Source organism: Leptothoe sp. PORK10 BA2, assembly GCF_034932105.1.
In the GTDB taxonomy this organism is placed as follows: Bacteria; Cyanobacteriota; Cyanobacteriia; order Phormidesmidales; family Phormidesmidaceae; genus Leptothoe.
In genome coordinates this window covers 38,455-51,428 of sequence record NZ_JAYGIG010000008.1, presented here as the reverse complement: position 1 = coordinate 51,428, position 12,974 = coordinate 38,455, and the positions used below count along the sequence as shown (strand labels likewise).

Annotated in this window: 9 protein-coding genes and 1 other RNA gene; 6 read left to right on the top strand and 4 right to left on the bottom strand. The window is 49.4% G+C overall.

Annotated elements, in window-relative coordinates:
- Positions 1 to 168 precede the first annotated feature (168 nt).
- Positions 169 to 2,763 (top strand): DEAD/DEAH box helicase, encoded by a 2,595-nt coding sequence (locus tag VB741_RS03895; protein ID WP_323363834.1) that lies wholly within the window; start codon positions 169 to 171, stop codon positions 2,761 to 2,763.
- A gap of 77 nt (positions 2,764 to 2,840) precedes the next feature.
- Here VB741_RS03895 and menB read toward each other — a convergent pair whose 3' ends face one another.
- Positions 2,841 to 3,674, bottom strand: coding sequence for a 1,4-dihydroxy-2-naphthoyl-CoA synthase (gene menB / locus VB741_RS03890; protein ID WP_323363833.1), 834 nt, complete (start codon positions 3,672 to 3,674; stop codon positions 2,841 to 2,843).
- Between the two features lie 174 nt (positions 3,675 to 3,848).
- Here menB and hemJ point away from each other — a divergent pair, with 174 nt between their 5' ends.
- The 3 genes from hemJ to VB741_RS03875 all read left to right on the top strand — a co-directional run bounded on the left by hemJ (position 3,849) and on the right by VB741_RS03875 (position 9,084).
- On the top strand, positions 3,849 to 4,442 hold the full coding sequence (hemJ, locus tag VB741_RS03885; RefSeq protein ID WP_323363832.1) for a protoporphyrinogen oxidase HemJ: 594 nt from the start codon (positions 3,849 to 3,851) through the stop codon (positions 4,440 to 4,442).
- A gap of 84 nt (positions 4,443 to 4,526) precedes the next feature.
- Entirely contained in the window at positions 4,527 to 6,326 is a 1,800-nt protein-coding gene (gene ggt, locus VB741_RS03880; RefSeq protein ID WP_323363831.1) for a gamma-glutamyltransferase, read from the top strand.
- Positions 6,327 to 6,555: 229 nt separating this feature from the next.
- Positions 6,556 to 9,084, top strand: coding sequence for a CHAT domain-containing protein (locus VB741_RS03875; RefSeq protein WP_323363830.1), 2,529 nt, complete (start codon positions 6,556 to 6,558; stop codon positions 9,082 to 9,084).
- A 794-nt stretch (positions 9,085 to 9,878) separates the two neighbouring features.
- On the opposite strand, the gene ssrA is transcribed toward VB741_RS03875, so the two are convergent.
- Positions 9,879 to 10,270, bottom strand: a transfer-messenger RNA (tmRNA) gene (gene ssrA, locus VB741_RS03870).
- Positions 10,271 to 10,638: 368 nt separating this feature from the next.
- Between ssrA and VB741_RS03865 the strand changes: the two genes are divergently transcribed.
- Complete coding sequence (locus VB741_RS03865; protein ID WP_323363829.1) at positions 10,639 to 11,061, top strand: hypothetical protein; 423 nt, start codon at positions 10,639 to 10,641, stop codon at positions 11,059 to 11,061.
- 158 nt (positions 11,062 to 11,219) lie between these two features.
- Here the strand turns inward: VB741_RS03865 and VB741_RS03860 are convergent, their stop codons facing one another.
- On the bottom strand, positions 11,220 to 12,074 hold the full coding sequence (locus VB741_RS03860; RefSeq protein ID WP_323363828.1) for an ABC transporter ATP-binding protein: 855 nt from the start codon (positions 12,072 to 12,074) through the stop codon (positions 11,220 to 11,222).
- A 166-nt stretch (positions 12,075 to 12,240) separates the two neighbouring features.
- On the opposite strand from VB741_RS03860, the gene VB741_RS03855 reads away from it, so the two are divergent.
- Positions 12,241 to 12,555: a hypothetical protein gene (locus tag VB741_RS03855; RefSeq protein ID WP_323363827.1), complete on the top strand. Its 315-nt coding sequence runs from the start codon at positions 12,241 to 12,243 to the stop codon at positions 12,553 to 12,555.
- 139 nt (positions 12,556 to 12,694) lie between these two features.
- Here VB741_RS03855 and VB741_RS03850 read toward each other — a convergent pair whose 3' ends face one another.
- The gene (locus VB741_RS03850) at positions 12,695 to 12,838 is read right to left on the bottom strand and encodes a high light inducible protein (RefSeq protein ID WP_323363826.1); all 144 of its coding nucleotides are present in this window, start codon (positions 12,836 to 12,838) and stop codon (positions 12,695 to 12,697) included.
- Positions 12,839 to 12,974 lie beyond the last annotated feature (136 nt).

Below are 12,974 nucleotides of genomic sequence, written 5' to 3'. Positions count from 1 at the left end.
ATTCGGATTGAGCTAGCTAACGCATCAGGGGAGTAGTTACGTCGCGTTCCAGCTGAGTGTGATTCACTGGTTGTTTTGAAATGTATGAGCTATACCAGATAAGAATTGCTGCCTATTCATCTGACTTGGTCAGTGTAGCTCAATTCTGGATGTCATCAGAGCATATCAATGGCCCTCAAGAAAATACGTCGAAATACCAGTACCCCGGATAGTCCTGAGCAACTGTTTAACGATCTGAAAAACAGGGTTTATCCGGCAATGTTGTCCTACCAGGCAGACGTTACACGTAAATATTGTGATGAAGCTCTGGACTCAGCAGACGTTGCCCTGCAACTCCCGACAGGTAGTGGCAAAACGTTAGTTGGCCTCATGATAGGTGAGTGGCGGCGACGCAAATTTGAAGAACGTATTCTTTATGTTTGTCCAACTAACCAGCTTGTGCATCAGGTAGTTAATGAGGCGGCTAATAAATATGGTCTTCAGGTTACAGCATTCACAGGATCTAAATCTCAATACAGTGCAAGCGATAAGAGAGCATACAAAAGCGCTGAGACAATAGCAGTCACTTCTTACAGTAGTCTTTTTAATACCGCTCCATACTTTGAGAATCCGGAAGTCATCATCCTTGATGATGCACATTCGTCAGAGAATTATATTGCCGAGTTTTGGACTCTACGCATACTGCGTTTTTTAGATGGCCATGAGAGCCTGTTTGACGCATTAGCTGCACTGCTCAAACCTTTAATTCAAATGACTTCCTATCAAAAAATGGTGGGTATTCAGGAAGATGCTTGGACTAGAGGATGGGTTGATAAGCTGCCAACGCCACACTTTTTGGAAATTACACCTGACCTTATCAATATTATTGATACTCATCTCCAGGGCGAAGATCTTGATATCTGGTATTCATGGTCAGTAATTAGAAATAACCTACATGCATGTCATCTCTATATTGCTGCCTATGAGATTGTCATTCGTCCATTAATCCCTCCGACATTTAGTCACCCTCCATTCCAGAATGCGAAACAGAGAATATATATGTCAGCCACTCTTGGCTCAGGTGGCGATTTAGAACGTTTAACAGGTAGGAAGAAAATTCAGAGACTAGCAGTCCCTTCAGGATGGGATACCCAAGGTATTGGTAGAAGATTTTTTCTGTTTCCGAATCAGGAAAATCAGGAAAATCAGGCACTGGTGCTTTCATTAATGAAGAATGCAGGCCGTTCTTTAGTACTTGTCCCTCATGAAGGTTTAGCAAACACTGTCCGTGAACAGGTTGAGAAGGAAATCAAGTTCAAGACATTTAATGCACGTGATATTGAAACAACTAAATCTCCGTTTATCGAGAGTGCGCAAGCTGTAACGATTGTTGCTAATCGTTACGATGGCATTGACTTCCCTCAAGATGAATGCCGTTTGCTTATTGCACAGGGACTACCTAAAGCAACGAATCTACAAGAGAAATTCATCATGAGTCGAATGGGTGCAATCACCTTACTCAATGATCGGATTTTGACGAGAGTGATTCAGGCTATTGGGCGTTGTACTCGCTCACCGACCGATTATTCAGCGGTTGTTATCCTAGGTGATGAATTACTTGATTATTTCTTAGACAAGAATCGTAGGCGTTATCTTCACCCAGAACTACAAGCTGAAATATTTTTTGGGCAAGAGCAATCTAAAGAGGCAACGACAGAGGATTATCTGGAAAATTTCGACATATTTCTCCAGCATGACAAAGAATGGGCTGAAGGCGGTGATGATGAGATATTGTCTTTGAGGAATGAGATGTCCCAACTTGCCCTGCCAGGGACGGATGATTTGCGGAGCAGTGTTGAACATGAAGTGAAATATCAAGTCCATCTCTGGAACGGTAGCTTTCCTAACGCATTGGAAGCTTGTCGTGCAGTTCTTGGAAAGATTCAGGACCCATCTCTACAAGGGTATAGAGCCCTTTGGAATTATCTGGCCGGTAGCGTTACGTTTATGGGGCATGCGAGTGGGGTTGATGGATACCAGTTATTGTTCAAAGACTATTACACTCAAGCCTCTAAAGGAGCGCCAACTCTTCCATGGTTAAATGCCTTGTCGTCTTTTCAGCAAGAGCTAGATCCCCAGGAAAATGATGATGATACTCAAGCACTAATTATTATTGAACGGATGGAACGAGTCCTCGAACAATTAGGCGTTCGTCATGATAGAAAGTTTGAAGCTAAAGAACGTATTATTCTTGACGGTTTAGTTTCTGAAAAATCTACGGAGTTTGAAACCGCTCACGTAGAGCTTGGTCATTTGTTGGGCTATGAAGCAGGGAACAGTGAAACAAACGGTGCCCCTGATCCTTGGTGGCAAGTCGATGATAAGTTGTGCTTTGCTTTTGAAGATCATTCTTCAGCGAAAGCTACATCACAATTGAGTGTAGATAAAGCGCGTCAAGCACATACGCATCCTAATTGGTTGCGTAGCAAGCTTGAGCTTCAAGAGAATGCAACTATCATTCGTATTCTGGTGACGCCAGTGCGTAAAGCTGATGAAGGCGCAGTTCCACACCTTAAAAATGTCTATTATTGGGCATTGAGTGACTTTCAGGATTGGGCAAAAAACGCTTTATCAGTCATTAGAGAGAGCCGAAAAACGTTTTCTGGGGCTGCGAATGTGGTGTGGCGTGCTGAGGCATTAGATCAGTATAAATTACATGAACTAACACCAGCAGCTCTGATAAATAAGGTTCAAGATTCAATAGCTTCAGACATATTGGAATAATGTGCTGGACATCTTTCTTAAATAAGCGGTGAATTTGATTTTTCCTGTGACTCAAGCTCACTAGGAATGTTTCAATTTTAAGGCAACCAAGGATATTGACTAAAGTCCGGCGGACGTTTCTCCAAAAACGCCTGTTTCCCCTCTGCTCCTTCTTCTGTTAGGTAATACAAAAGCGTAGCGTTTCCCGCTAGTTCCTGTAGCCCTGCCTGCCCATCACAGTCCGCATTAAACGCCGACTTCAAACACCGAATCGCCGTAGGACTCTTCTGCAATACCTCCTGCGCCCACTGCACCCCTTCCGCCTCCAGCTGATCCACCGGAACAACATGATTCACCAACCCCATATCCATCGCCTGGTTTGCATCATACTGCCGACACAAAAACCAAATCTCCCTCGCCTTTTTCTGACCCACAATGCGCGCCAGATAGCTAGCCCCAAAGCCCCCATCAAAACTACCCACCTTCGGCCCCGTCTGACCAAAAATGGCATTGTCCGCCGCAATGGTCAGGTCACAAATCAGATGCAGCACATGGCCACCACCAATGGCATAGCCCGCCACCAGGGCAATAATCACCTTAGGCATGGACCGTATCAGCCGCTGCAGGTCCAGCACATTCAAACGGGGAATACCGTCATCGCCCACATAGCCCGCTTTCCCCCGTACGCTTTGGTCGCCCCCCGAGCAAAAGGCATACTTGCCATCGGTGTGGGGACCGGCCCCGGTGAGCAGGATGACGCCGATGGACGTGTCTTCGCGGGCATCGCAAAAAGCATCGTATAGCTCAAATACGGTTTTAGGCCGAAAGGCATTGCGCTTGTGGGGCCGATTGATGGTGATTTTCGCCATGCCGTTGGCCTTGTGATAAAAAATGTCTTCGTAGGTTTTGACCGCTTGCCAATCGACTTGCATGGTGTGTCCGCTGATTAGTTTGAATGAAAAGCCACAGCCATTATGTCAGTTGGGTGGGTCCGGCCAATCATTACAAGGCTGTTACAAAGCAAAGCTGGGACAGTCAAAACAATGGCATCTACGGGAGAATAATTCTTGGATAATAATTAAGTCTGATTCCCACCGTGTAAATCCATGGCCTACTACTGGTTTAAGTCGTTTCATATCTTTGGTGTTGTGGCCTGGTTTGCAGGTCTTTTTTATCTGGCCCGGTTGTTTATCTATCACGTGGAAGCGGAGATGGAGATGGAACCCGCCCAGGGCATTTTGAAAAAGCAGTACAGCATTATGGAAAAGCGGCTGTACAGCATTATTACAACACCGGCCATGGTGTTGACGGTGGCCATGGCGGGGGGGCTGCTCTACACCATGCCTGACTACCTACACCAGGGCTGGATGCATGCCAAGTTAGGCTTCGTGGGACTGTTGTTGTTTTACCATTTCTACTGCGGTCGCATGATCAATCAGCTGGAGGCGGGCGAATGTAAGTGGAATAGTAAAACCCTGCGTTTGTTTAATGAAGGGCCAACGCTGCTGCTGGTGATCATCGTCATGTTGGTGATTTTCAAAGGCCAGTTCCCCACCGGGGCCACCACATGGCTGATTGTGGCGCTGACAGTGTCTTTTCTGGCAACCATTCAGCTCTATGCCCGCAAACGTCGTCTGGATAAGGAAAAAGAAGTGGCCGAGGCCGCTGCGGCTGGTAAAGAACAGGTTTTGCAATCTTGACCCTATCAGTTGAAAAGATTTCGGAGGGTGGGCACTGCTCACCCTCTTTTGATTTGACGCATCACCGCTCGCTATTGCTGAACCATGAAACGTAAATCATCCTATTTTCTAGCAACCTTGTGCGCCGTATTGGCCACCGGACTGATCGCCTGGTCGGCTGTGGCCAATACGGCTGTGGCCAAAGTCCCCGTCGCCAACGGTTCGGGTGGTGCCGTGGCTTCGGTAGATGTGGAGGCCAGTCGCGTTGGCATTGAGGTGCTACACCAGGGCGGTAATGCGGTGGATGCCGCCGTGGCTACCGCTGCCGCATTGGGGGTGACTGACCCCTTCTCTGCTGGCATCGGTGGTGGTGGCTTTATGGTGATTTATCTCCACGATCAGGACCGCATCATTACCCTGGACGGTCGGGAAGAAGCTCCGGCGGCGGTCACCCCTGCTCTATTTCTTGATCCAGATGATCCAGCCGGGGGTAATCTACCGTTTTTTCCCAATCGCATGAGCAGTGGGTTAGCGGTCGGGGTACCCGGCACGCCCTTAAATTGGCAAACCGCCCTGTCCCGTTACGGCACCCTGTCCCTGGCCGATGCTCTGCATGGGGCCATAGATTTGGCTGAGTTTGGGTTTACGGTGGATGACACGTTTGCCCAGCAGGTGGCCCGTAATCGGGAACGGTTTGCTGCATTTACCTCGACGAGTGAGTTGTATTTGCCCCAGGGCGAACCGTCGGCTGTGGGGTCAACGTTTAAGAATCCTGATCTGGCTAACACCTATCGAGGGCTGGCGGATTACGGGGTGAATAGCTTTTATCGAGGAGACATTGCTGAGGCGATTGTGGCGACGGTGCAGTCGCCGCCGGTAGTTGCCGAGCCCACATTTAAGGTGATGCCTGGGGCTATGACTCTGGGGGATTTGGATCGCTATGAGGTGCGGGTGCGCCCGCCGGTGGTCAGCGACTATCGCGGCTATAAGTTCTATGGCATGGGACTGCCTAGCAGTGGCGGGATTACGGTGGCTCAGACCTTAGGCATTTTAGAGAGTAGCGATCTGGGGAGTCTGGAGCGAGGTGAGGCAATGCATCGGGTGATTGAGGCGGAAAGGTTGGCGTTTTGCGATCGCAACACCTACCTAGGCGACCCCGAATATGTCGATGCCCCCGTCGCCGGTCTGCTCAACCCCACCTACACCGCCAGCTTTTCCCTCCCTGCACGGGCCACTGATCCTTGTACTACCCCAGGCAATCCCCTGCCCCACCAAACCGACCCTAGCCCCAGTTTGACCCAAGTTCCCACCGTGGCCGCTGGCAATAGCCAAGAAGGCTTATCCACCACCCACCTAGTCACCGCTGACCAGTTTGGTAACGTCGTTTCCTATACCCTAACCATCGAATCCACCGGTGGTTCTGGCATCGTCGTTCCCGGCTATGGATTTATCCTCAACAATGAGCTAACAGACTTTGACACCGCCCTGCCCCACCCCAATGCCCCCGAACCTGGTAAACGGCCCCGCAGTAGTATGGCCCCCACCATTGCGCTGGCCCCCGATGGGCATGTGCTGGCCTTTGGCAGCCCCGGCGGTTCCACCATCATCACCACCGTCGTGGGCATTGCCACCAACCTGATTGACTTTGGCTTGCCCCTGCCCCAGGCCATTAGCGCCCCTCGGTTTTCCCAGCGCAACGGCAGTAGTACCACACTGGAGCACAGCCTAGATGGGACGGACGAGGCTAATGCCCTCCGGGAACTGGGACATCAGTTTCGCCTAACCCATGAAATTGGCGCAGCTACGGGGCTAGAAAAATTTCCCAACGGGACGATCCAAGCAGTGGCAGAACCCAGTCGTCGGGGTGGTGGGGCCGCCATGGTTGTTCATCAGGCCGTAGAATAAGTTACCCTGTGGGGTGCCCATTTATGTAGACAATTAGATAACTGCATCTACCCCGACACATTATGGTGAAGTATTGGGGATACTAGAAAAAATAAGCAGTCCTAGGGTCGCCCTATCCGTTACACAGTTCCGTTAGATAATTCCGTCACACAACTCCGTCACATAACACTTAAACCAATCTATTAAACCAACACCAGAGACGCGACAGCAGAGACGCGATTCGCTAACAGTGCTTCAAGAGTTTGACATATCAATTACAGCGGTCGGGAATGACCGATATTTGGTGCGTACGGAGCAGGTCGCACCGGGGGTTCCTCTTGCCCAGGAGCAGTTTAACTGGCCCATAGACGATTGGCTAAAGCAGTCAGCCATCCTGATGCACGACCCCCTGCTCGGCATCCTCAAGGGTGAATCGAGTCAACGCTGGGCTGCCAAACCTAATTATCGGTCAGGGCGTGACGATGCCCTTGGGGCTGATGGTCAGGTTGCCTCTCTCTTGGGCCTTGGCCAGTGCCTTTACAATGCCCTGTTTGACCAAGCCCTGCGCGATAGCTGGCTCACAGCCCAGGGGGTGGCCCAGAACCGCCGCTCTCCCCTGCGACTACGCCTCGGTCTGAAGGGAGAAAAGCTGCAGCAGCTGCCTTGGGAAGTCCTGCATGCTGGTGATCGTCCCTTGGGTACGGGGACCGATGTCACCTTTTCCCGCTACCCTCTGGATCGACGTCAGGGGTACGATCGCCCCGTGGCGACGGTGCCTGATTTTGATCAACCCCTGCGGGTGTTGATGGTGATTGCCGCCCCCAACGATCAAGACCGCTTAGAACTTGCCCGTGAGGCCAAACATCTCCAAAATGAGCTATGTCCCACAGCCATGCGCTCTGGGGGCAGCTATGACCTGTTGCCCAAGCAACAACTCGACGTACAGCTAACGGTTTTAGAGCAGCCGGGGCGAGCTGAACTCACCCAAGCCCTAGAGCAAGGCCACTATCAGGCTTTACATTATGCCGGCCATAGCAATCTGGGGAATTCCGGGGGGGATTTGTACTTGGTCAGTCGTCAGACGGGCCTGACTGAGCGGATTAGTGGTGAAGATCTGGCGGGTCTTCTATCCAACAACGGTGTTCAGCTGGCCGTTTTAAACTCCTGTCGGGGGGCCTATGCCCAAAGTGACCAGTCCGAGGTCGGCTGGCATGAGCAGAACCTGGCCCATGCCTTGGTTAATCGGGGCATCCCTGGGGTGATTGCCATGGCCGAACGCATCCCTGACGATGTGGCCATTACCTTTACCCAATTGCTCTATCGTAATCTCAAGCAGGGTAACCCGATTGATTTGTGCCTCAACCGTACCCGCCAGGGATTGATTTCAGCCCACGGCTCCCATCATAGCTATTGGGCACTGCCCATTTTGTATATGCAGCCTGGGTTCGATGGTTATCTGGCCAGTAAGCCCGGTACCCACAATAGCGCCCTGGACCAGTTGTTGATTGAGTCTGAATCCGCCCTGGCAGCCTTGGGGCAGACGCCATCGATGGCCCAGACCAATCCAGTGGCCCCACCCTTGGCTAAGGAGGATGCCCTGGATCATGCCGATTTAGACCAGGTCGATTTAGACAGCGTAGTAGAAACCGTAGAACTGGAGGAAATCCTTAGCTATAACGAGGAAGATGCCTCGGCCATGACGGAACTGGTGGAGCAGCTATCCCAACCAGCAGTGCCCGACAAGGTCATGCTGGCGGATGTGGATGAGTCGCTGATACCGGAGCCCTTGGAAACCCCCGGTCTCGATTTGTATGATCAGCTGCCTAAAAAGCCTGCGCTTCCACCAATTGTTGAAACCTTAGACAGAGAGCAGGATGGGGACTCCCCAAGTTCAACCACCATTTATGAAGATGCTCACCCTGTTGATGCAGATTTGGCAAGAGGCCCTGTATCGACGGCTGCTGTTAGACAGCGTAGGCAAGCGGCCATGATGGGGGTAGGGGCGCTTGCCGTAGTGGTGTTAGCAGGGGTGGGCATCACCGATCCGCTCAATGTATTTTCCCCATCGTCTCCCTCCCCTGATAATGCAGAGGTGGCATCTGATGTGCCAGCCCCTAGCCGCATTGCCAGTGGAGATCCTGAAAGTATGGCCCAAGCCCTGAGTGAAATGGCTGTTTCAAGTAATCAAACCAAGGCTCTGGCTTGGATTGATGAACGGGGTAGTGACGACGAGCCGACATTGTTGTTTGCTAAGGGACAGCTGCAGTGGGACATCATGAACCAAAGTTCATCCGTCGATAACTCTATCGGCCCCGCTGAGGCTATGCGTTCATGGCAAGACGCATTGGATGTGAAGCCCAACTGGCTGGAGGCTCAGGTTGCCTTGGGGTTTGCCTATTATGAGCAGCAGCGATACCAAGATGCGATCGATATCTGGCTAGATGCCCTGGAGATGGGCAAAGCCTATGACATTCCTACACTGACGCTCCATCGAGAGTCGCAGAATGCGGCTATTCAAACTGCACCGGCTCAACTCCATGCCCACATCGGATTGGTCATGGCCTACTATCAGCAGGCTGAAGAGAGTTTAAAGGAATCTGACAAACTACCCCTTCTGGCGTCTGCAGCTGATCATTGGCGAGATGTTGTCCAAACTGCTGAGGGCAAAGAAGTGACGGCTGGCGATTTGTCATCCCACTGGCTGTGGTCAAAGCAAGCCTTGGCCGACTGGAGTGAAGCTAGCCCGAAAATTGCCAGTAACGTTAGTCAGGCAAATTAGCTGATAGAACCCTGGATTAATTTTTGATATAAAGCTTATATTTATCGCTTCTAGGGTGATGAATTACCCTAACCCAGGGCGACAGTTGTTACATCTAGAAGCCATTCATTCGCCATAATATTCTGCAGATGTAACGGCTTCTAGACCCGTTTAATTTGTTATGATTTTTTGACACTAGGTTAGCCAATAGTGTTAAAAATCAAACAAATAGTTTTTATATTTACTGATACTGTTTGAGTGAAAGTTTGAAAAAGTTAGTTGAGCTTGCCCGGTTGTCGACATTCTTTTTCCCAGCAACGCTCTAAATGGGTAAGATTATGTTTTTTCAAAAACTCTGACGGATTAAAGAATGTCTTTTGCTTAGGGCTAAAGACCGGTTGTTGAAGGTACTGCCAAAGGGGAAATTTCATTATCGAGTGACTCAGCAAAACAAACGAGCGCGGTAATTGAAAGACAGATGTAAGTGAAAAGCAGCGTAGAACCCATAAATAAAGTGCATAAAATCACTCGTGGCTTATAACTAACCACAAGTTCCCGAAAACGCGCTTTGTAAACTTATATCGAAGGTGATAATTTCAAGTTTTCTTACATCTATATTCTTCTACTTGAAAGCTATACTCCTTCAGTATAATCACCTTATTTTTTGCCAACTATTCTTGTTCCCAAGTTGGAAAATTACTTCACTCAGCTTAAAGAAAAAAAATAGTTATATCTGATGACCGGTGCCGAGCCGGACCCATAAAAAAGGAACATCTGCTGAATGGCGGATGTTCCTTTTAGTCAGTATGAAATTGCAATGGAGCTGACGGGAGTCGAACCCGTGTCCGCCCTGAGTAATAACACGCCATTCATTCACAGGCTTAGCCTATCTGACCCTCAAGGCGGGAGCCGTCCATTATCCCGGACGTAGGATTCTCTGGTAAAGGTCTTTGTTAGGTTTCTCACCAGAGAAATTAACCTAACGCATCCGTTGGGGTTAGGCTTATCACCCTTAACGGAGTCAGGCGATAAGCGCTCGAACCTATGAGAGGTGTTTAAGCGGCAGCTACAGCTACTTGCTTACGAGCGAAAGGTACGATGTTGTTTGCATCTGTATTTAGTTGAGCCTTGATTAACGAGAGTGGACTCACTCTCGGCCTGTATCACAACGCGACTTTCGTCAAAACGTCGAAACCGTTACAGCCCCTTGGAGTAATCCGAAGGATTAACCTGCGGAGCAACTTCTATTATAATCCGTGATTTGAATTCTGGTGTCGGGTCTTAGCAATTGCGCGGGGGGTGGAGCTTAACTGGCTTAGGGTGGGGTTATCTGACTGATTAGCTTTAATAAACTAAATCGGTTGTCTTTTAACTTATAATTAATTATTGAGATTGAGATATGTGTATCGCCTAAGCATTCGGGCTGCCTTGATATTTTGTGGGTTTGTTCCCGGTAATTTACAGGCTTTCATGGGTGATCGTAGGTTCTGGCGATAGGTCTTGGACGGGCTAAATTACGGGCCAAAGACGAGAATCACAGGTATTCCTTCAGTTAGTAGTAGGGGTTATAAGGTAATGAGCAGCGACGCAGCGGAAACCACTAAAGCCACAACTCAGGCATCTAGTTCTTCGAGCAATACCCAGAAGAAGGCTACGACGTCTTCCGCTAGTAAGAGTGGCGGCATTGTTAAAGCTCAGAAACCAGATATCATCGTGTTGGCAGACAATAGTCGTGTGGTTGCGACGAACACTCTACCTAATAATCGTCCGATTACCATGAGTGATATGAATGTAGTGCATAATTTGTCATCTGCTGGTGTGCGCCCAGTCATGTCTGATAATTTTGAGATTGCCAGTACGGATCATTTGCCTGGTCATCGCCCTGTAGCGGTGAGTACGTTGGTGGTTTCTGATTTGGATACGTTGCCTGGTCATCGCCCTATTGCGTCTAATGATATTGACGAAGATAGTGCAGCGCTGATGGGCTATTTGGATTAAGTCGGCTGAAGGGTCGCTGTTTTAGTATGTATTGGTCATTGGATTCATCAGGGGGATGGGCTGTTAGGGTCTATCCCCTTTGTTTTGAAAACGAGTTTTGAAATCCGGTCTGGCAAACCGGTAGTTAAAACCGGCAGTAAAGACGAATTGGTGGGCGATTAGTCCAAGTTATGGCCGGTCAATTTGACGAAGATATCCTCTAGGTTTGACGGGCGGCTCATCATACCGGTTTTGTCTGGTTGCTGATCGAGGTAATGGTTGGCGTCTTGGAGAGTGGGGAAGAAATTGTAGCTCCAGCGGTCGTCTGTTTGTTTCATGACAATGCCTTTGCCATAGTTTGAGCGCAGCTCTTCCAATGTCCCCATTTCAATCAGCCGACCCTGGTCCATAATGCCGATGCGATCGCACAAATATTCCACTTCTTCCATGTAGTGGGTAGTGAGCAGTATCGTTACCCCCTGCTGTTTATTCAGATCACGAATAATTTCCCACAGGCGGCGACGGGTTTGAGGATCCAGCCCGACCGTGGGCTCATCCAGGAAAAGAATCTTGGGCTGATGGAGCAACGCGCGGGCGATTTGTAATCGACGCTTCGTGCCTCCGGACAGGGTTTTGACCTGATCGTCACGACGCTCAGACAGTTCCACATAGGCCAACCAATGAGCAATGTCGTGCTGCCGCTGGGGATTGGGAATATGGTGCATTCTGCCGTGGAATTCCATATTTTCCCAGACCGACAGATCCCCATCAACGCTGGTTTGTTGGAGCACCACCCCAATTTGACGACGCACTTCTTCCTTCTGGCGATAGACGTCATAGCCAGAGACCACAATGTCTCCTTGGGTGGCCCGAGTCAGGGTGGTCAGCATCCGAATTGTGGTGGATTTGCCTGCACCGTTGGGACCAAGCAGGCCAAATATTTCACCCGGTTGAATGGTTAATGAAAGATCGTTAACCACACAGGTGTTGTTATAGACTTTGTGAACGTTACGCAGGCAAACAGCCGCCACCATGGGTTTTGAATAAAAAATTACCGTTGTTAATGTAGAGGAGACACCCCTTGGGGTTGGGGCTGCTGCTGCTCCCCACAGCTCAAATCATACCGGGGATTAGTACCGTTAAGCATGGCGAAGGTGGGGAACCAGTGGTAGAACATCTAGTGGTAGAACATTGATCTCCATGCGAGCAAAGATTAGCAACCAAGTTTTATTTATTCATCAGGATGATGTGCCTCCCTATAAGAAGCAGGGGTCAATGGTGCGTAACAGTTACTTTTGGGCGCTTAAGTCCATTGCTGACCGAGCCGGATTTCACAAGGATTGGGAATTTGATGAAACGGTATGGATTGCCCTAGCCCGCTTGCTGATGTCGTTTACGGAGTCGGGCTACTTGGGCTATCGGGAGACCGTATTGGAGTTTCATCCTGAGGAGATGATTCCGCCAGTGCTGAAGACGGTAGCCACTTGGAGCGAGCCAGAGGAGGAGGAAGAGTGATAAAAAAGGGCAGACCTTGGCCCGCCCCCTATTCTCTGAACTCTATTGCGATTTGACCGTAAATAAAAAATGATTGGAAAATTGGCGATATCGCTTCTGTCTAGATGGCCTGATTAAGTGCCCTGAACATGGAGCTGATTTACATCAAACCCAGTTGGGAAAGGATGCCTTGGCCAGTCATAAACTCAGTGGCTAGACCGATAATGAAACCTAGCATGGCCAGGCGACCATTCCAGTTTTCAGCGATTTGAGTGAAGCCAAACTTTGTGCTTTCTTCTGTCATGATTCAGTGGGTCCTTTTAACGAAACGTTAAGGCGTGTAACGCCTTGTAACCAAATGTTAACGGTTATTTTTTGAATCGGCAACGATTGTTTTGGAAAACTTGGATAAGGCTTGAGTAAAGGGTTTGAGATGTTTG